Source organism: Thermoanaerobaculia bacterium (genome assembly GCA_018057705.1).
In the GTDB taxonomy this organism is placed as follows: domain Bacteria; phylum Acidobacteriota; class Thermoanaerobaculia; order Multivoradales; family JAGPDF01; genus JAGPDF01.
In genome coordinates this window covers 1-19,705 of sequence record JAGPDF010000060.1, presented here as the reverse complement: position 1 = coordinate 19,705, position 19,705 = coordinate 1, and the positions used below count along the sequence as shown (strand labels likewise).

The following is a 19,705-nucleotide window of genomic DNA, read 5'->3' as shown; positions in this document are numbered from 1 at the left end:
AACACCGCCGCGGGAATCACGAACCCCGCGGGAATGGGTGCCTGTCCACTTTTTCGCGGACGAGCGTCACCCCTTCCCCGTTCTGCCCTCTTCAATTTCCTTCTGAGAGACGAGAAACCACGCGGGCCAGACCGGGAACTTGCCGACTCCTTCCACTACCAGGAGGTCGTAGCCGAACAGGCGGCTCACAACACCAGCTCTTGGTTCCAGCGAAACAGCGCTTCTGGCAACCGTCACGCGCCGGTACCACCAACGCACGGAAACCAAGGGACCCTCAATCGAGAACAGGTGCCACCCGATTTCCAAAGAGGGACCTCTCCAGCCTTCGGCGCCAGATAGCCGAACCGATTTGCGTCTTACACCTGTATGGCAAGAAGACTGCGATACATCCCGCCCGGAGGAGCGCTTGTCGAGGTCACCTGTCGGACCCTCCAGGGCCGCCTGCTCCTGCGCCCTTCCGCGGGCCTCAACGACGTCATCCGGGGCGTCCTCGCCCGCGCCGCGCGCCTGTCTGAGGTTTCGATCCACGCCCCAGCGTTCCTCTCCAACCACTACCACCTCCTCCTCTCCGTCACCGACGCCCAACAGCTCGCCACGTTCATGAACTACCTCAACTCGAATCTCGCCCGGGAGGCCGGCCGTCTCGCACGCTGGCGCGAGAAGTTCTGGGGCGGGCGATATCAGGCGGTCATCGTCTCCGACGAGGAAGCGGCCCAGGTGGCCCGGCTTGCGTACGTCCTGGGCCAGGGTGTGAAGGAAGGCCTCGTCGCTTCGCCGCTCGACTGGCCCGGAGTCCACTGCGCGCAAGCCCTGACCGAAGGGACGCCCCTCTCCGGCCACTGGCACGACCGGACCCTCGAGTCCAGGGCAAGGCGCCAGGGGCTTCCGCTCGAGCCGCAGGACTTCATGGAGCAGGAGGAGATCCAGCTCACTCCCATTCCGTGCTGGGAATCGATCCCCCCGGAGGAGTATCGAGCTCGGGTTCACCAGATGATCGATGCGATCGAGACGGACGCCCGACTGCAGCAGGAGGCGACCGGGACGTCTCCGCTCGGAGCCGACGCCGTCTGCCGGCAGAATCCTCATCACGAGCCGAACCGGATCAAGAAGGGACCGGCACCGCTGGTGCACGCTGTGGCTCCGGCGGTGCGTCGCAGCCTTCGCAAGGCCTACTTCGCCTTCCGCGATGCCTACCGATATGCCGCGAACCGGCTTCTCTCTGGCGCGCCGGATTTCGAGTTCCCACCCGGCGCGTTTCCCCCGCCGCTCCCGGTCCGAGCCGCAGCACGAAGCGGCTAGCGACAATCCGACCTTCAGCTCAGATTGAGAGACTGATGAAGGGGGCACCGCCTCCGAGGACGGAAGTTCGTGATCCCGAGACGCGACCACGCTCGATTCGAGCGGAAAGGTGCGCCTCAGCTCGACTGGAATTCCCCTCGCCACCTTCCACGTCGCTGCAACAGCCCGTTACACCGAACTGAAAGCAGCAAGATTACTGGACACGAGTGCCCCCTCGAGAGTGGCGGGTTCCCTCGGTTCTGACCGGCTAGCGAATCTCTGGAAATCGGGTGGCACCTTCTTCCCCTCTCCCTCTTCTCCACCTTTTCTCTGGCCTGAAATCGCCTGGCGTCCCCTTTCTGCACCCTTTCACCCCTTTCTCCTTTTCGCAGACAGCTTTTCTGCCTGCCCGAGAGGCCGGGTTGCTCCGGAACCGCGATGCGTCGAGAATGCAGGCATGCGAAAGGACGATCGGCGATCCTGCACGCGACTGGCGAACGTCGCGGCGGCGAAAGCTGTTGCTCGACTGGGGCCCGCGATTTCGTTCATCCTGGGTTTCGTGGCCTGCGGCGGAGCCGGGCCGGGCGGAGGCGAGCGAGCGGCGTCGGCGGACCGTGCCGGTGTGCCGTGGTTCGAGGACGCGACCGCGGAGTCCGGCGTTCATTTCGTCCACCGACACGGCGGGAGCGGCCGGCGCTACCTCGTCGAAACGATGGGATCCGGAGGGGGGTTCCTGGACATCGACGGCGACGGCTGGCTCGATCTCTTCCTCCTTCAAGGGGCGCCGCTTCCTGGTTTCGACCCGACGAGTGCCGACGATGCCGGAGCCTTCTCGAGTCGCCTCTTCCGCAATCGCGGCGATGGCACCTTCGAGGACATCACGGAAGCAGCGGGAGTCGGCGACGTCGGGTACGCCATGGGCGCCTGTTTCGGCGACGTCGACAACGACGGCCGAACGGACATTCACGTGACCGCCTTCGGCCCGGACCGCCTGCTTCGCAATCTCGGCGGCGGCAGGTTCGAGGAGGTGACCTCCCGGGCCGGAATCGACAACCCCCGCTGGTCTGCTGGCTGCGCGTTCGCCGACTACGACCGCGACGGCTGCCTGGATCTCTACGTGGTGAACTATCTCGACTCGACCGTCGAGAACCACGTCCGCTGTGGCCCGGCGGATCTTCCTCAGTACTGCCACCCCGACGTCTTCGCGGGAGTTCCCGATCTCCTGTACCGCAACCGTTGCGACGGCAGCGGCACCTTTGAAGAGGTCGGAGCCGCGGCGGGCATCCGCATCGACGACCCGCAGGAGGCGAAGGGCCTCGGCGTGATCTGGCTCGACGACGACGACGACGGCGATCCCGACATCTATGTGACCAATGATTCCACCCGGAACTTCCTCTTCCGCAACCGCGGCGACGGCACCTTCGAGGAGGTCGGCGTGCTGGCGGGCGTCGCGTTCAACGAGCAGGGTCGTACCGAGGCGGGAATGGGCATCGCTGGCGGCGACCTCGACGGCGACGACCGACCCGACCTCGTGGTGACGAATCTCGACTTCGAAACCAACACCTTCTACCGCAATCTCGGGGATGGGCTCTTCGAAGACGCGACCGTGGCCAGCGGGCTCGCCGGGCCGAGCGTCACCCAGGTCGGCTTCGGCGTCACGGCGTTCGACGCCGACAACGACTCCGATCTCGACCTGTTCGTCGCCAACGGGCACATCCTGGACAACATCGCCGTGAAGAACCCCAGCCTTTCGTTCGCGCAAGCAGACCAGCTGTTCGTGAACGACGGCCACGCCCGATTCACCGAAGTTTCGCCGAGCGACGCTGGCGAGTGGTTCGAGCGCACCGCCGTGAGCCGCGGTGCCGCCGCCGGCGACCTCGACAACGACGGCGACCTCGACCTGCTGGTGACCGTCAACAACGGGCCCGCGAGACTGCTTCGCAATCGGGAGGGAGAGGGGCGGGGGTGGATCGGCTTCCGATTGCTCAGCCGCCACGGCGGACGTGACGCCGTCGGAGCGGTCCTGAGGCTCTTCGCCGGCGGAGTCGTCCGGATCCAGGAGGTTCGCGCGGGCTCGAGCTATCTCTCGCAGGAAGACCCGCGGCTCCACTTCGGCCTGGGAGGGCTCGACGCCATCGAGCGAATCGAGATCCGTTGGCCGGAGGGGGAGACGCAGACCGTCGAGGGTAGCGCACTGGCCACGGAACGCGTCAACGTGATCCGCCAGGCGCCGCCCTCTTCCTCGGCGGCCTCGGCACGACGGGCACCGTGACGACCGCCCGGGCTCGCGTGCTGTTTCGAACCCTCGCTGCCGCGGTGGCACTGGCGACGGGGGCCTGTCCAGGGCCTTCGCCGACTCCGGCAACCGGCCCGAAGAGCATTGCCGAGTCTCCGCCGGCGGTGCTCGCTCCGCCCGCGAGGGCGCTGCTCGAGCGGCTCGAAGCATTGAGGAAGGCCGATCGTCAGGAGGAAGGGCTCGACATCGCCCGCGGCTACCTCGCGGAGAATCCAGGCACGCCGCGTCTGCACTACGCGATGGGAGTCCTCTACGGCTCGAAGGACGATCATCGTTCGGCGATCGCGGAGTTCGAGCGCGAGCTCGCCACCGATCCCGGGCACTTCGAGAGCCATTTCGGAATGGCCGCGGCGTGGACGCGCCTGGGAAACGCGGCGGCGTCCATACCGTACCTCGAGACCTGCCTCTCGATGCGCCCGACCCACCCTGGCGCCCGATTCCAGCTGGGGCGCGCTCTGTCGTCGGCCGGCCGCCTGGCCGACGCGGAACCGCACCTCGTCGCGGTGGCTGCGGCTCGGGACGATGCGGAGGGATGGAGCGAGCTCGGATTGCTCCAGCGCCGAAAGGGCGATTCCGCCTCGGCGATTGCGTCGTTCCGGCGCGCCCTCGACCGCAACCCGCACTACCCGCCTGCCCTCATGAACCTGGGTCAGCTGCTCGTCCAATCCGGGGACACCGTTGCCGGAACGGCGCTGCTCGAGCGCCATCGCGAGCGCAGCCGTCTCGAAGACCGCCTCGATCACCTGCAGCGAAGCAGCCGTTTGGCCGGGGCCACCGCGGCGAACTTCGCGGCTCTGGCCGACCTGCAGATCCAGCTCGGGACGGGAGATGAAGCACTCGAGTCCTATCGCCGCGCCGTCGCCCTCGATCCAGATTTCGCTCCCGCAGCGCTCGGGCTGGCCGCCCTGCATCTCGACCGCGGGGAGCTCGAAGAGGCGACACGGTGGGCCGTGACGGGACTCCTCGCTGCACCCGAGGACCTGCGCGCTCACTTTCTGCTCGGGATGATCCGGCTCACCAAGGGCCAGCTCGAAGAGGCGGAGCGTGCCTTCGAAGCCTCGCGTCAACGGGGCGCGTGGGGGGCAGAAGCCTACCTTCGCGTCGCCGAGGCGCTGGTGAAGACCGGAGACCGCGAACGCGCCCGTTGGTACCTCGATCGGGTGGGGAGCTCGCCCGCGCACAGCCAGCGCGTCGGCGAGCTTCGCGCCCGTTTGGACGCGCCATACTCGTCAGACGCGTCCAAACGGTGACCCGCGCCGTCGGAGGCGCGGCGGCGCGGGCACCGCGATGTGCGAAGAGAACTACTCGACTTCGAACTTCATCAACTCGACCGGCGTCAGCATGCACCCGGTCGTCGTCGTTTCGACGATATTGAGGTTGAAGGCGTCCGCTGCGCCGCCGAAACCGTCGACGACGACGAAGTAGTTGGTGCCTGCGGTGGCGGTGAACGACACGGCCTCGGCCGTCCCGTTGCCGCCGGAGTCGTCTCCACCGATGCAGCCGCCGACCGGATCGGCGCAGTTCGTGACCACCCAGACCGCCAGATCACTCGCCGCGGGATCCATGGTCACGGTCAGCCCACACGTGACATCCGTCTGGATGACGTAGGCCAGGTCGGGTCCGACGCCGCTGCTGCCGTTGAAGCCGCCGCACGCCGCACCGTAAGCCACGTCGTCCGCGAGGCCGACGGTCGTGTTGGCGTCGTTGAAGGGCAGAGAGCTGATCTCGAGCGTTGCGGCGCCGCAGGTATCGCCAGGCGTGCGGTTCGCGGGCCTGGGGAGCGCCGCAGCACGTTCGCGGCCGGCCTTCTCATACGCGGCCTGTTCCTCCGCGGTGAGCGAATTCCAGATCTTCTTGAGGTCCACCGTGGCGCCCTCCTGGGCGCTCGCGACGGTACCGCCGGCCAGACAGCAGCCGAGAAGCATCATGCCGATCATCCTGGAGCATCCGCGCATCTTGTCCCCCCTCGTCCTTGGAATGCTTGTATTTGGCGGACCTTACCTGAGCGAAAAACCGAATTTCAAGGGGGATGTGTTCCTGTGTCCACCGGTGTCCCAACGTCTGCGGCCGGACTGGCCGCAAGGTGCTGGCTGGGAGAGACTTGCGAACGGAGTCGCCCGGTCTCGATTTGAGCCGCTCAGGTGCCATAGCCATGCTTCAGGCGCCGGAGCCATCCGAATTTCCCTGGCCCCCGCAGGCGGAGAAATGCTGAAGCCCGTAACCCCCGCCGCGGCGACCTAACGGAAGCCGCCGGGCTGGAGCGTGTCCCCGGCGTACCGCGCCTGACGCGGAAGTCGTGCCCGTGTCGAGTACCGCCGTGCGGATGCCAGCCGAATTCCCGTTCGTTCCCCACTTTCTCCTGCTTCTACGTCCCGCAGGACCGAACTGAAATCCGCGAAACCGCGGGAAATGGGCCGCCGCGCCCTCGACGCCAGCGAAGTCTCTCGGTCCTGACTGGCGGACCGTCGGAAATCGGGTGGCACCTGCCGGGTGCCGTCGGAAATCGGGTGGCACCTGCCGGGTGGCACCTGCACCTGTTCACGCGATCATCATGCGGCGATCGCGGAGTTCGAACGCGAGCTCGCCGCCGATCCCGGGCACTTCGAGAGCCACTTCGGAATGGCCGCGGCCGGGTTGCGGCTGGGAAACGCGGCGGCGGCGATTCCGCATCTGGAAACCTGCCTGGAGATGCGCCCGACCCACCTCGGCGCCCGTTTCCAGCTCGGGAGTGCTCTGTCGTCGCTCGGTCGATTGTCCGACGCGGAACCCCATCTCGTCGCAGTCGCTGCGGCTCGCGACGACGCAGAAGGATGGAGCGAGCTCGAGCTGCTCCAGCGCCGCAGAGGAAGCGCTCGAGTCCTATCGCCGCGCCGTCGCCCTCGATCCAGATTTCGCTCCCGCAGCGCTCGGGCTGGCCGCACTGCATCTCGACCGCAGGGAGCTCGAAGAGGCGACACGGTGGGCCGTGACGGGCCTGCTCGCTGCGCCTGGGGATCTGCGCGCCCACTTTCTGCTCGGGATGATCCGGCTCGCCAAGGGCCAGTTCGAAGAGGCGGAGCGGGCCTTCGAAGCTTCGCGCCAGCGCGGCAAGTGGGGGGCAGAAGCCTACCTTCGCGTCGCCGAGGCGCTGGTGAAGACCGGAGACCGCGAACGCGCCCGGTGGTACCTCGATCGGGTGGGGAACTCGCCCGCGCACAGCCAGCGCGTCGGCGAGCTTCGCGCTCGTCTGGACGCGTTCCGCTCGTCAGGACCGCCCGAAGGGTGACCCGCGCCGTCGGCGGCGCGGCGGCGCGGGCGCTGCGATGTACGCAAAGAACTATTCGATTTCGAACTTCATCAACTCGACCGGCGTCAGCATGCACCCGGTCTGAGTCGTTTCGACAATATTGAGGTCGAAGGCGTCCGAAGCGCCGCCGAAGCCGTCGACGACGATGAAGTAGTTGGTGCCGGCGGTCGCGGTGAAGGACACCGTCTCGAGCGTTCCGGAGCCCCCGGAGTCGTCGCCACCGATGCAGTCGCCGACCGGATCGGCGCAATCCGTGACCACCCAGAGCGCCAAATCATTCGCCGCGGGATCCATGTTCACCGTCAGATCGCACGTGACATCCGTCTGGATGACGTAGGCCAAGTCGGGCCCAACGCCACTGCTGCCGTTGAAGCCGCCGCAAGCCGCTCCGTAAGCCAGATCATCCGCTCGGCCGACGGTCGTGTCACTGTCGCTGAAGGGCAGAGCGCTGATCTCCAGCGTCGCGAAGCCACAAATGTCGCCGGGCGTGCGGTTGGCGGGCCTGGGGAGCGCCGCAGCACGTTCGCGGCCGGCCTTCTCATACGCGGCCTGTTCCTCCGCGGTGAGCGAATTCCAGATCTTCTTGAGGTCCACCGTGGCGCCCTCCTGGGCGCTCGCGACGGTACCGCCGGCCAGACAGCAGCCGAGAAGCATCATGCCGATCATCCTGGAGCATCCGCGCATCTTGTCCCCCCTCGTCCTTGGAATGCCAATAATTCGCGGACCTTACCTGAGCGAAAAGTCGAATTTCAAGGGGGAAGTGTTCCTGTCCCTACTTGTGTCCCAACGTCTGCGGTCGGGCTGGCCGCAAGCTGCTGGCTGAGAAGGACTCGCGGACGAAGTCGCCCGGTCTCGATTTGAGCCGCTCAGGTGCCGTACCCATGCTTCGGGCGCCGGTGCCAGCCGAATTCCCATGGCCCCCGCAGGCGGGGACATGCTGGCGCCGGTGCCAGCCGAATTCCCGCTCGTTCCCCAGTTTCTCCAGCGACTACCCCCGTAAGACCGAACTGACATCCGCAAACTGCGGCTCGGTCCTGACCGGCGGACCTTCGGAAATCGGGTGGCACCTGTTCACGCTGCGCGAGCTCGCGTGGCCGGGCGTAGGAGAATTACGAAACGCGCACAAGCTAGGAACTGGGCCACCTCGAAATGAGCATCCTCAACACACCCTCTTTTGAAGACTCTGTGCAGAGAACGTACGAAAGCTCCTCCCCTTGCCGGTTCCAGAACTTCTGCCAACAGCGAAGCGCCTCGCTCGTACTGTCACGACGGCGTCGGGTGACGTCGTCCCAAGTGCCTCCAGATGGACTCGGCGCTTCGATCCACCCCGCTTCGGCAAGCCGACGGTGAATCTCCGCAAGGGCCTCGTCTGCGGGCGGACTGGAGTGAATCAGATAGTTTGCTCCTTCTCGCTTCCCACCCTCTGACCAGTACCTGATATCCGTCGCTCCCTCGACAACGACAATGGCTGAGGTCCTATGACTGGGATCCGTGTCTAAGTGCCGGCAAGACGAAGCGCCGAGCGCAATTGCCACACCCAATACAGTTGCCAGGAAGATCTTCACGCTGTGGCCTTGAAGCCATTCTCTAGAGATCATCATTCGCAGCTTCTCATGGCGTTTCCGTGAAATCACCTAGCACCTCCTGACGGCGCCGTGCGCGGAGGTGCCAGCCGCTTTCCGCTGCGCCGGGACGCTCCCCTGGATCAGGCGGTCGGCGAAGCCGTCCCCGAAGGGGATGATGGCGGTCGAAAGGCCGACGGAAAGTGGCCCGAGCCTTCGGTCAGGCACCTTTAGCCAGCCGCGGGCTGTCATACACTGCCGCCGAAATGCCATCACCGAAACGGTAAGTGGCGGACCGGCTGACTTCGCCGGCCGCGAGCATCCCAGGAGGCAGGCGCCTTGATCGGCAAGCGGCTCGCGCACTACGAGATCCTCGAGAAGCTCGGCTCCGGCGGGATGGGGGACGTCTATCGCGGCCACGACAGCCGCTTGGGAAGAGACGTAGCGATCAAGGTGCTGCCGCCCGAGGTCGCGAACGACGCCGAACGCCGGGCCCGCTTCGAGCGCGAAGCGACCGTTGTCGCCGGCCTGCAACACCCCAACATCGTCACCCTGCATTCGATCGAAGAGGACGCCGGCGTCCACTTCCTCACCATGGAGCTGGTCGAGGGCCGCACCCTCGCGAGCGCCATCCCCGCCGGCGGCTTTCCGCTCGAGGATCTGCTGGCGATCGCCGTCCCGCTCGCCGACGCGCTCGCCAGCGCCCACGCGAAGGGAGTGGTCCACCGCGATCTCAAACCGGCGAACGTGATGCTCGACGGCGACGGCCGCGTCAAGGTCCTCGATTTCGGACTCGCCAAGCTCGCCGAGACGGTCGACTCGAGGTCCGAGACCCTCACCTCCGACGGCGTCACACGAGCCGGCCATCTGCTCGGCACCGTGGCCTACATGTCGCCCGAGCAGGCCGAAGGGCTCGCTGTCGACCATCGATCCGACCTCTTCTCGTTCGGAATCCTCCTCTACCAGATGGCGACGGGCAGAAACCCGTTCCAGCGCGGCCACACCGTGTCGACCCTCGCAGCCATTCTCAAGGACACGCCACCGCCGCTCGCGCCCATGGCACCCGACAAAGGTCCGCTGCCCCAGGAGCTGGTCGAGATCGTCCGCCGCTGCCTCGAGAAGTCGCCGGATCGGCGCTACGCCACGACCGTCGAGCTGCGCGACCGCTTGCGCGCTTTGCAGACAACTCTCGCCAGCGGCTCCTTCGCCGGCGGCGCGCCGACGTCGGCGATCGGAGTGCTTCGCCGCCCCCGGGTCGCCGTCCCCCTGGCTCTGGTTCTCCTCGGCGCGGTCGCCTTGGGCGGCTGGCTGGTAGTGCGCTCGCGTCGCGCCGCCTGGGCACGCGAGGTCGCCCTGCCGCAGATCGAGAAGCTCCTCGACGCTTCTCCCGGGGCGCTTGGACCGGGAGTCTTCAAGGCCTATCGCCTCGGGCGCGAAGCGGAGCGCTTCATCCCCGACGACCCGGTGCTCCAGCGTCTCGCACGGCGCTACTCGCGGCCGCTCAGTGTCTATAGCGATCCCCCTGGAGCGCAGGTCTCCGCGCGACCTTACGGCGGATCCGAAGCCGACTGGGAGCGGCTCGGCGAGACGCCGCTCTCGGAGCGGCCTTTCGTTCAGGGCCTCGTCGAGGTGCGGATCGAGAAGGCGGGCTTCGAACCGGTGGACGACGTGCTCTGGTCGCTCGCCCATCGCGGCACGCCCCCCGGCTACCGACTGCTGCCGGCGGGCCCAGCGGGGTCACCCGGCACCGGCGTCACCGGAATGAGCTGGGTCTCGGGAACCGCGCCCATCCTCGAGATCGAGGGCGCGCCGGCGGGTCTGCACTTTCCGGGAATCGAGAACACACCCGCGCAGCAGCTCGGCGACTTCTACGTCGACCGCTACGAGGTCACCCAGCGCGATTTCAAGCGCTTCGTCGACGCCGGTGGCTACAGCCGGCCGGAACTCTGGCAGGAGCCTTTCGTCGATGGCGACCGAACGCTTACGTTCGCGGAGGCGATGGCGCGCTTCATCGACCGGACCGGCCGCCCGGGCCCCGCGACATGGGAGGTCGGCGACTTCCCCGAGGGGCGCGACGCCGATCCGGTGACCGGCGTCAGCTGGTTCGAGGCCGCTGCCTTCGCCGCGTTCGCCGGCAAGCGGCTGCCGAGCATCTACCACTGGGATCATGTCGCCTTCACCTGGGGCAGCGGCAACATCGTTCCGGCGAGCAACCTCGGCGGCGACGGACCGCGCCCGGTGGGGAGCGGTGCGGCGCGGAACCGGTTCGGTACCGAGGATCTGGGCGGGAACGTCCGCGAGTGGTGCACCAACGGCGACAGTCGCGGCGGACGGTTCATCCTCGGCGGCGGGTGGGACGACCCGGCGTACGCCTTCAATGACGCCTACGCCCAGTCGCCCTGGGACCGCTCGAAAACCAACGGCTTCCGCTGCATCCAGGAGGTCGAAACCAGCCGGGTCGATCCCGCGCTCGAGGCGACGATCGAGCTCCCCTTTCGCGATTTTCGCAGCGAGCCTCGAGTCTCGGACGAGACCTTCGCCCAGTACCTCACCCAGTTTCGCTACGACGCCACGCCGCTTCGCGCCGAGATCGAGGAGCGGCTGGAGGAAGAGGACTACATCCGCGAGCGGATCTCGTTCGACGCCGCCTACGGCGGTGAGCGGATGACGGCGTACCTCTTTCTGCCGAAGCATGGCACGCCGCCGTACCAGACGGTGGTGATGTTCCCCGGTTCGGGGGCGATCCACACGCGTTCGAGCGCGGACGTAGCCCCCGGCAGGGGGAGCTTCGCCCCGAAGGGTGGCAGGGCGCTGCTCCTGCCGGTGTACAAGAGCACCTTCGAACGGGGCGACGGCCTGGTCTCCGACTACCCCGACACCAGCAACAACTGGAAGGACCACATCCTCATGTGGGGTAAGGACTTCCGACGCTCGATCGACTACATCGAGACGCGGAAGGATCTCGACTCCGGCCGCATCGCCTACCTCGGCCTCTCCTGGGGATCGGCCATGGCGCCGTTCATGATCGCGATCGAGCCGCGTGTCAAAGCAGGTGTGCTGGTGGTCGCCGGCCTCAACTTCCAGAAGGCGCTGCCCGAAGTCGACGAGCTCCCCTACACCATGCGGGTGAAGGTCCCGATTCTGATGCTCAACGGCAAGTACGATTTCTTCTTCCCCTACGAGACCTCGCAGCTCCCGTTCTTCGAACTGCTCGCCACGCCGCCGGAGCACAAGAAGCTCGTCGTGCAGGAAAGCTCCCACGCCTTCTCGCAGACCGAGCTCGCGCGCGAGGCCATCGCCTGGCTCGACCGTTATCTCGGACCCGTGCGCTGAGGCGCGCAGCTGCCGCCCAGATGCCGCCAGGTACGGTGGCCAGTGAAGGTGCCAGCCTTCCCTCACGTCCACCTGCCCCCGACGGCTGCGGCTCGGGCTGCCGAGGTATCAGCAGAATTCCTATGGCCTGCCGAGGCACTGCCGAGATACCAGCCGAATTTCCACGGCCCCCGCAGCAGGGGACATGCTGAAGCCCGTCACCCCCGCCGCGGCGGCCCAACGGAAACCGCCGGGCTGGAGCGTGTCCCCGGCGTACCGCGCCTGACGCGGAAGGTGTGCCGGTGCCACCTCCTGAGCAGACACCTCTTGAGCAGCTACTTCGTCCTGCAAGGCCGTACTCAAATCACCGAAAGTGCGAGGAGCGCGCTGGTACTATCTCGACGGAAGCAAGGCCCTTCGGTCCTGACCGGAGTATCTTTGGAAATCGGTTGGCACCTCTTCAGCCTGAGCGGTGAGAAGCGGGGCTACTGTCCAGGTGCCACCCGCGGCCTAGCTAGAAATCAGGTGTTGCCGCCGCGGGCTCAGCCGAAGACCCGGGCGCCTAGTGCGCCTGCGGCCTTCTCCCGATCGGGGTGCGCCCGATTGCGAAGCCGGCATGCTCCCTACTGCCCTCCGATCACGGACATCAGGAACGCCCGCGTCTGGTCGTACGCTTTGGGATAGGGCAGATCGTGGCCGGCGTGCGGGTGGAAGTGGGCCTCGAAAGGGGGAGCCCCGTCGCTTCGGGCTCGCAGCGCCTCGACCAGCGTATCGCCATTCTTCCGCGGAACGATGGCGTCCTCGATGCCGTAGTGCAGCTGCACTCTTGGTAGGAGATCGACGAAGTACCGCGGCGAGGCGGCGAGCATCCGATGCCGCACCGCCGCGAGCTCGGGCGAACCGGTTTCGAGGGTCGGTTCGAGGTTCTGTTCGATGAACTGGCCGGCGCTTCCCCACCCCATACCGGGTTTCCACCGGCTGTCGAGCGCCAGGCGCACCTGCTCCCGCAGGGTCCAACCGTAGCGTTCCTGCTGCTCGAACCAGTCGGCCGGACCGGTCCAATCGACGGCGCATCGCACTCGCCGGTCCCGCTCCGCGATCAGGAGTGCCACCGTGCCGCCGCGGCTTTTCCCGGCGACGCAGATACGACCCTCGTCGGCCAGCGGCTCGCGCGCGAGCACAGCATTGAGAAAGGCGATACCGTCGTCTGCCGCCCCGGCCCAGGCATCGGTCGGCGGGCCGCCCGCCAGGAAGCGCTCGCCGCCGAGGGTGAGGGCCGTGCCGCGGAAGGCGGGGATGGCGATGAGGGTGTTGGCCATTGCGTCGCGGAGGATCTCCGCCACCTCGGACTGTTCGATAGGGACATCCGGGTAGTCCCAGCCGACTCCATGGAGCTCCATCACGACCGCGCAGCAGCCCGGCAACGGACGGACGGGCTGGATCGTCGCTCCGAGGTGGCGGACACCGTGCACGGTATGCGCGAGGATCCGGACGCGGTACGGCGTTCCATGGAGCTCTGCCGTGCGCTCGGCGACGACCTCCACCTCACGGGCCGACAAGTCCGCACCGGCCCAGTCGGCCGCTACGGCCGCGATCTCCTCTTTTGTGGGGGGCGCGAAGAGGGCGTCGAGCGAGAAGGGCAGCGTCCAGCCGCCAGTGGGCTCCGGATCCTCGTCGAGATAGCGGATCGCCGCGGCGGCAAACGCATTGTCGGGGGCCAGTCGGAGCGTTTCCCCGAACGCCAGCCGGGCGGCGACGCGATCTCCGGTGATCATCGCTCCGGAGGCGAGTAGATCCTCGAGGTCCGCCGAAGGGGACAGGTCCGGCGCGATCGCCCGGAGGAACTCGATACCGGTTGCCACAGTGGTGTTGAGGCGGGTGATCATCCGACGACCGAGCGCCAGGGCGCGCTCGGCGTCGATCTCCCCGGCACCGTTCCGGAGAGCGGCAATCGCGGAATCGACTTCGCCGGCGAGCAACCGCTCGACGGGAAGTCGTTCTCCGTCCGCAAGCCGGACCGCGGTGCCGGCGAGATCCCGGTGTCCCTCCACTTCGAGGGCGGCGACCGCCCCGTTGCTGTCGCGCACGAAGGTGAAGACGATCTCGCGATGAAGCAGGGACACGAACCGATCGGGCCGCACCGGGTCGAGGACCTGCAGCGACCCCCAGAAGGTCGGCAGGAGGGTGAGCAGGGCGCCGTCCTCGGTGACGTTGAAGATGAAATCGGGGGTTAATGCGTACCGCCCCGTGTACTCGGCCCAGCGCCCCGGCGGCTCGGCCGGGGTCGAGGTGCAGGCAACGGAGATCAGAAGGCTCGGGAGGCTGAGGAGAAGGCTGAAACGACGGATCATGGTGCAGATTCCGGATGTGAGGGGATCGGGGCTCCAGGAAACATACGCCACCGCCTCCGGGAGGTTTCGCCCCGAAGAGGTGCCACCCGATTTCCGGACCGCAACGACGTCATCCGAGGCGCCCTGGCCCGCGCGGCATCGGCTTCGGTCCCAGCCACTTCTCATGGCGTTTCACGCAGACCCATGGGACAGCTGCCGCTACTTGCGACTCGTTCCCGCGGCACCAGACTGCGGGTGATTTCGCATCGAAGGACCGCGAAATCACCTGGCACCTCCTGAGTGAGCAGCTACTTCGTCCCCTCCCTGCAAGGCCGTACTCAAATCACCGAATGGGCGAGGAGGGCGCTGGTGCTCCCTCGTCGGTAGCGAGGCCCCTCGACCAGGCAGTTTCAGCCGCAAGTCCCTATCAGCCAGAAGCTTGCAGGCGGGCAAAGCTCAAACGTTGGGACACTAGTGGGACTGTCCCCATTTCTCTTTGCCGCCTCAGGCGGCTTCGGGCGACCAGGCGAGATCGCGAGCCGTCGGCTTTTCAGCCCGGGGCGGCCGAGGTAGGCTCCCGCGGCGAAGCGTGCACGATCACAGGGCCTCCGGGCCGAGGGAACACTCGCGATGCGCCACGCCCTTGCCGTCTTTCTCCTCATCGCTGGAGTCGCCCCGCTTCAGGCCGGCTCCACTGCGCTCCCGGTCGGGCCCGAGTTTCAGGTCAACAGCTACACCACCGGCGGCCAGCTCGTTCCCGCGGTCGCCAGAGACGCTGTCGGCAACTTCGTCGTGGTCTGGCAGAGCTTTGGTTCGAGCGGGGGCGACACGGCCTTGGACAGCGTCCAAGGGCAGCGCTACTCCGCGGCGGGAGTGCCCCAGGGTGCCTCGTTTCAGGCCAACACCTACGCGACGGGAAGTCAGCTCGATCCCGTGATCGCCAGCGACGCCGACGGCGACTTCGTCGTCATCTGGCGGAGCGACGGCTCGGGCGGCGGCGACACTCTCAATACGAGCGTACAAGGACAACGCTACTCCATGGCGGGAGCGCCCCAGGGCGCCGAGTTCCAGGTCAACAGTTACACCACGAGCTTTCAGGTCGCTCCCGCGATCGCCAGCGACGCCGACGGCGACTTGGTTGCGGTCTGGCAGAGCAACGGCTCGAGTGGCGGCGACACTCTCAGTACGAGCGTGCAAGGACAGCGCTACTCCGCGGCGGGGGCGCCACAAGGCGTCCAGTTCCAGGTCAACAGCTACACCACGAGTGATCAGCTTTCTCCCGAGATCGCCTCCGACGCCGACGGCGACTTCGTCGTGGTCTGGCAGAGCAACGGCTCGAGCGGCGGCGACACCCTCAATACGAGCGTGCAAGGGCAGCGCTATTCGGCAGCGGGAGTGCCCCAGGGCGCCCAGTTCCAGGTCAACAGCTACACCACGAGCCATCAACGCTATCCCGCGGTCGCCAGCGACGCCGACGGCGACTTCGTCGTGGTCTGGCGGAGCGAGGGCTCGGCCGGCGGTGACACCTCCTACTCCAGCATCCAGGGGCAGCGCTACTCCGCGGCGGGCGCGACCCAGGGCGCCCAGTTTCAGGTCAACAGTTACACCACGAGCTCTCAGGCCTCGCCCGCGATCGCGAGCGATGCCGACGGCGACTTCACCGTCGTCTGGCAGAGTGCCGGCTCGAGCGCCGGCGACTCCTCCGGCTTGAGTGTCCAGGGACAGCGCTACTCCGCGGCGGGCGTGCCCCAGGGAGTCCAGTTCCAGGTCAACAGCTACACCGCGGGCGATCAGCGCTCGCCCGCAATCGCCACCGACGCCGCCGGCGACTTCGTCGTAGTCTGGCAGAGCTACGGCTCGAGCGGCGGCGACATTTCCAACCTGAGCGTGCAGGGCCAGCGCTTCCGGGTGACGGGCGATCTTTCCGGGCGGGCCTACCTCGACCAGGATTCCGACGGGATCCAGGACCCCGGCGAGCCGGGGATCGCCGGCATCGCCGTCGAGCTCTACGACGACACCTCCACCCTCCGGCGCTCTGTCGTGACCGGCATCACCGGCGAGTACGACCTGAAACCCAAAGAGGGGAGCTGGACAGTGAAGTTCGTGCCACCCTCGGGCATCTTCGCCTTCACCGCCCAGGATGCGGGGGGCGACGATACGCTCGACAGCGACGCCGACCCCACGACCGGCGAGACCGATCCGTTTCCCATCTCGGTCAATGTCCTCGACGAAACGATCGACGCCGGCTTCCTGCCGCTCATCTTCGCCGACGGCTTCGCGAGCGGTGGGACTACCGCCTGGTCGGCAGCCGTGCCTTAGCGGCGAGCCGTCGGGCGACCCAAGGGACCCTCAGGAGAGTCTTGCGCCGACGATCGGAAGATCGCGCCGGCGGAGCCAGACAACGGCCGCACTGCTCACGAAGACGACGCACGCCAAACCGAACAACAGGCCGCCGTCGTTCAGCACCTCGATGCCGAGCGGCCCGAGGTGCGACGCGATCGCGCCGGCGATCACGCCGAGCGCGAGCAGCGCTCCGAGCAAGGCGGTGGCCGGCACGAGCAGAAGCACCGCGGCCAGGAGCTCGGCGATCCCCGACCCGATCCGTCCGACGGGTTCGAGCCCGAGCGTCGAGAAGATGTGGACCGATTCGGGTGCGGCGGTGAACTTGAAGAACAGCGTCTGCGCCAGAATCGCGGCAACGACGATCTGCAGGGTCCAGCTCAGCCTGCGCTCTCCCGCGGTCAGGGTCTTGGCACTCATCTTCGTCTCCCAGGTCACTATCCTGAGCTTGGATGCCGCTCGCGGTCCGCGGTTTCCTTGTCTCCTGGACCCGCCCTGCCAGCCGCCCACCGAGGTGCCAGCCGAATTCCCAGAATTCCCACATCCCCCGCAGCCGGGGACGTGACCAGGCCCGCACCTCCGCCGGGGTGGCCCGGTGGCGAACCGATCGAGGCTAGAAGGAGTAGGTCGCGCCGACCATCGGACCCTGAATGCGGGCGTCGAAGAGAAAACGGTCACGCCCGGTGCCCTGGTCGTAGTCGACATCCACCACCCGGTAGCCGGCGCCGAGGCGGAGGCGAGGGGTCAGGCGAAAGAGGGCACTGGCAGAGGCGTTCAGTCGCAGGCTCGAGCCGACGCCGAATCCGCCGGCATCGACATGCGCCCGGAAGAGCCAGCGCTCGCCGCCCGCGGCGGTGAAGCGCAGCCCGAGCACCGGATCGACCCAGCTCTCGCCCCCCTTTGCCCGTCTTTCCTGATCACCGACGCGCAGTTCCATCTCGGCCCCCAGATCGACGAAACGCGCGCCGACGAAGAGCTGGAACTGCTCGTTCAACGCGTAGCCGACGTCGCCTTCGAAGATCCTCACGTCGAGATCCACGTCCGCGCGGACGAGCCCGCCCTCCGACCGCGTTGTTGTGCCGAGGTTGGCGAAGACGCCATCCGCAACGACCATCCAGCGGCCGCGCGTCCCCACCCAGGTGACCATGGCTCCAGTCTGGAGCTTGTCGAGGATGTCCGAAAGGCTGACCTCGACCTCGCTCTCGACCTCCCCGACGCCGACCCGCCCCTCGACCGAGGGGAGCAGGCCGTAGAGGATGAGCTCGGACTGCCATGGGTCCGCATGGGCCGGAGCGGCGGCCGCAAGACTGACGACGAGAAACAGAGCAAGCACCTCTCCCGCGACTCGTGTCACACATCCTCCTGCGCTCGGCTCCTGGGGTGTTCGAAGGTCAGGCGCCGACTCGAGCTGCGCGCCAAGATACGTCCGCCCAAGCCCCAAGGCAACCCTGCACTTCGCCGGGAACTCGCAAGTCATGGAGGTGCTCGCCCTCGTCCCGGAGGTGCCGGAGGTGCTGCCCCGCAGGTGCCAGCCGCTTTTCCTCCCGCCGGGTGCTCCCCCGCCAGGCGCCCCAGCCAGGTGCCGCCAGGTGCCAGCCGCTTTCCCGGCTTCCCCGGGCCCCCTCACCTGCCAGCCGGCCGGCCGAGGCGCTGCTGCGCTGAGGTGCTGCGCTGAGGTGCTGCTGCGCTGAGGTGCCAGCCGCTTTTCGCTGGCGTCGATCGAACCCCTACGGAGCGGCTGCGGGAGCTCGGGCCGCGAGCGCCGCCGCGATCCCTTCGATGTTGCCGGAGAGCAGCGCCCGCCACTGGCCGTCGAACTTGCGCAGCGTCATGGCACTGACGCGGGAGAAGGTCAGGCTTTCGGCGGAGGCCGACAGCCGGAAGACCACGTGCACGAGGTCGGGGCCCTCGGCGACGCTTCCCACGATCACGCCCTCGGCGCTGGCGAGCGCGGCCGCGAACTGCGGGATCTTCGTCAGGGTCGCCATCATCCGCTGGAACACCTCGCTCGCCGGCAGGGCGTCGAACGCGGCGAGGTCGGCGACTCCGAAGAGCTGCTTCCCCGCCTCGTGCGAGGCATCGCCGGCGACGATCTCGCGGAACATCCGCTGAAACTCGACCAGCGCCTCCGGATGCAGGAGCCTGGCGTATCCCGTCCAGTCCCCCGCCCGGGTGAGCGCCAGCATCTGGTGGGCAACCTCTTCCGGCTTCGCCGCGACCGTCTCGACGGCCCCCACCGGCGCCACCACAAGCATCGCCACGACAACCGCGATCCATGATTTCCTCATCCGATCTCTCTCCTTCCGGCAGATGCTGGCAGGGATTCCTGCGCAGGGAAAGCGGCTGGCACCACTTCGGCTCGGCTGGCACCACTTCGGCTCGGCTGGCACCACTTCGGCTGCATGCCATCCGGGCGCCCGGCTTGCAGCGTACAAGTCGAGGAAGCAGCCCGCTTGCCCCCCGACCCCGGAGACTCATCCCGATGATTTCCAGCCCAAAATCGATCCTCCCTCGCCTTGGCCGGAAACTCTGCGTGTCTGGACTCCTGATCATCGCCACGGTCGCCCCGGTCCGGGCCGACTCGCCCTTCCGCCTCGAGCTCGAGGGCGGCCCGGCGTGGCAGACCCGCAACGACTTCGCCGTTCCCGGCGACGTCGGCACGCGCGTCTCGCTCGCCGACGCCCCGGCCGTGGCGGCACTGCGCGGAACGTTGATCTGGGACTTCGGCGAGCGCTGGTCGCTGCGCGTGCTGGCGGCGCCGTTCTCCACCGAGACCGAGTTCGTTGCCGATTCGCCAGTTCGGTTCGAGGACGCAGTCTTCCCCGCCGGAGTGCCTTTGGCGCAGCGCTTCGAGTTCAACTCGTATCGCTTCTCGTTCTTGTACCGCTTCCGCTCCGAAGGGCCCTGGTCCTTCCGCGCTGGAGTGACCGGCAAAGTGCGGGATGCGCGCCTCTCGCTCGCTGGCAACGGCCAGTCGGAGAGCCGCGACGACCTCGGCTTCGTGCCTCTGCTCTACGGCGGCGCGCGCTACGACGCCGGTGGGCGCTGGGCCTTCGACGCCGAGCTGGACGGCCTCGGCGCGCCCCAGGGCCGGGCCATCGACCTCTCCTTGCGCGCGGAGCTGCGGGCGAGCGACCGCGTCAGGCCCTACCTCGGCGTGCGTTGGCTCGACGGCGGAGCGGACAACGACGAGGTCCTGACCTTCGCGACCGTCCACTACGCGCTCGCCGGAGTCAGCCTGCACTTCTGACCCGCGCCGCGAAGGTCAGCCGCCGGGAATCACCTGGCACCTCGCCCCAGG

At 67.5% G+C, this 19,705-nt stretch carries 13 protein-coding genes; 7 read left to right on the top strand and 6 right to left on the bottom strand.

Annotated features, from left to right (window positions below; translation table 11 throughout):
* Nucleotides 1-366 precede the first annotated feature (366 nt).
* From KBI44_15965 to KBI44_15955, 3 genes are all read left to right on the top strand, one after another.
* On the top strand, nt 367-1,299 hold the full coding sequence (locus tag KBI44_15965; protein MBP9145975.1) for a transposase: 933 nt from the start codon (nt 367-369) through the stop codon (nt 1,297-1,299).
* Nucleotides 1,300-1,735: 436 nt separating this feature from the next.
* Nucleotides 1,736-3,550, top strand: a complete 1,815-nt coding sequence (locus KBI44_15960) for a CRTAC1 family protein (protein ID MBP9145974.1) — start codon at nt 1,736-1,738, stop codon at nt 3,548-3,550.
* A gap of 128 nt (nt 3,551-3,678) precedes the next feature.
* Nucleotides 3,679-4,824 (top strand): tetratricopeptide repeat protein, encoded by a 1,146-nt coding sequence (locus KBI44_15955; protein MBP9145973.1) that lies wholly within the window; start codon nt 3,679-3,681, stop codon nt 4,822-4,824.
* 51 nt (nt 4,825-4,875) lie between these two features.
* On the opposite strand, the gene KBI44_15950 is transcribed toward KBI44_15955, so the two are convergent.
* Nucleotides 4,876-5,511 carry a hypothetical protein gene (locus tag KBI44_15950; GenBank protein MBP9145972.1) on the bottom strand — a complete coding sequence of 212 codons (636 nt, stop codon included), beginning with the start codon at nt 5,509-5,511 and terminating at the stop codon, nt 4,876-4,878.
* 791 nt (nt 5,512-6,302) lie between these two features.
* Between KBI44_15950 and KBI44_15945 the strand changes: the two genes are divergently transcribed.
* Complete coding sequence (locus KBI44_15945; protein MBP9145971.1) at nt 6,303-6,839, top strand: tetratricopeptide repeat protein; 537 nt, start codon at nt 6,303-6,305, stop codon at nt 6,837-6,839.
* Between the two features lie 51 nt (nt 6,840-6,890).
* On the opposite strand, the gene KBI44_15940 is transcribed toward KBI44_15945, so the two are convergent.
* Nucleotides 6,891-7,454: a hypothetical protein gene (locus tag KBI44_15940; protein MBP9145970.1), complete on the bottom strand. Its 564-nt coding sequence runs from the start codon at nt 7,452-7,454 to the stop codon at nt 6,891-6,893.
* A gap of 1,307 nt (nt 7,455-8,761) precedes the next feature.
* Between KBI44_15940 and KBI44_15935 the strand changes: the two genes are divergently transcribed.
* Entirely contained in the window at nt 8,762-11,755 is a 2,994-nt protein-coding gene (locus tag KBI44_15935; GenBank protein MBP9145969.1) for a protein kinase, read from the top strand.
* 602 nt (nt 11,756-12,357) lie between these two features.
* Here KBI44_15935 and KBI44_15930 read toward each other — a convergent pair.
* On the bottom strand, nt 12,358-14,085 hold the full coding sequence (locus KBI44_15930; protein MBP9145968.1) for a prolyl oligopeptidase family serine peptidase: 1,728 nt from the start codon (nt 14,083-14,085) through the stop codon (nt 12,358-12,360).
* 609 nt (nt 14,086-14,694) lie between these two features.
* Between KBI44_15930 and KBI44_15925 the strand changes: the two genes are divergently transcribed.
* Complete coding sequence (locus KBI44_15925; protein ID MBP9145967.1) at nt 14,695-16,383, top strand: hypothetical protein; 1,689 nt, start codon at nt 14,695-14,697, stop codon at nt 16,381-16,383.
* 30 nt (nt 16,384-16,413) lie between these two features.
* Here the strand turns inward: KBI44_15925 and KBI44_15920 are convergent, their stop codons facing one another.
* The 3 genes from KBI44_15920 to KBI44_15910 form a co-directional block, all read right to left on the bottom strand.
* Entirely contained in the window at nt 16,414-16,824 is a 411-nt protein-coding gene (locus KBI44_15920) for a DoxX family protein (protein ID MBP9145966.1), read from the bottom strand.
* A 193-nt stretch (nt 16,825-17,017) separates the two neighbouring features.
* Nucleotides 17,018-17,758 carry a hypothetical protein gene (locus KBI44_15915; protein ID MBP9145965.1) on the bottom strand — a complete coding sequence of 247 codons (741 nt, stop codon included), beginning with the start codon at nt 17,756-17,758 and terminating at the stop codon, nt 17,018-17,020.
* A 373-nt stretch (nt 17,759-18,131) separates the two neighbouring features.
* Complete coding sequence (locus KBI44_15910; protein ID MBP9145964.1) at nt 18,132-18,692, bottom strand: hypothetical protein; 561 nt, start codon at nt 18,690-18,692, stop codon at nt 18,132-18,134.
* A 245-nt stretch (nt 18,693-18,937) separates the two neighbouring features.
* On the opposite strand from KBI44_15910, the gene KBI44_15905 reads away from it, so the two are divergent.
* Nucleotides 18,938-19,654: a hypothetical protein gene (locus KBI44_15905; GenBank protein ID MBP9145963.1), complete on the top strand. Its 717-nt coding sequence runs from the start codon at nt 18,938-18,940 to the stop codon at nt 19,652-19,654.
* Nucleotides 19,655-19,705 lie beyond the last annotated feature (51 nt).

Excerpts from the sequence above, each read along its gene's own strand:
- KBI44_15965 (MBP9145975.1), top strand. The coding sequence starts at position 367 with ATGGCAAGAAGACTGCGATACATCCCGCCCGGAGGAGCGCTTGTCGAG.
- KBI44_15960 (MBP9145974.1), top strand. The coding sequence starts at position 1,736 with ATGCGAAAGGACGATCGGCGATCCTGCACGCGACTGGCGAACGTCGCG.
- KBI44_15950 (MBP9145972.1), bottom strand. The coding sequence starts at position 5,511 with ATGATCGGCATGATGCTTCTCGGCTGCTGTCTGGCCGGCGGTACCGTC.
- KBI44_15930 (MBP9145968.1), bottom strand. The coding sequence starts at position 14,085 with ATGATCCGTCGTTTCAGCCTTCTCCTCAGCCTCCCGAGCCTTCTGATC.
- KBI44_15925 (MBP9145967.1), top strand. The coding sequence starts at position 14,695 with ATGCGCCACGCCCTTGCCGTCTTTCTCCTCATCGCTGGAGTCGCCCCG.
- KBI44_15920 (MBP9145966.1), bottom strand. The coding sequence starts at position 16,824 with ATGAGTGCCAAGACCCTGACCGCGGGAGAGCGCAGGCTGAGCTGGACC.
- KBI44_15910 (MBP9145964.1), bottom strand. The coding sequence starts at position 18,692 with ATGAGGAAATCATGGATCGCGGTTGTCGTGGCGATGCTTGTGGTGGCG.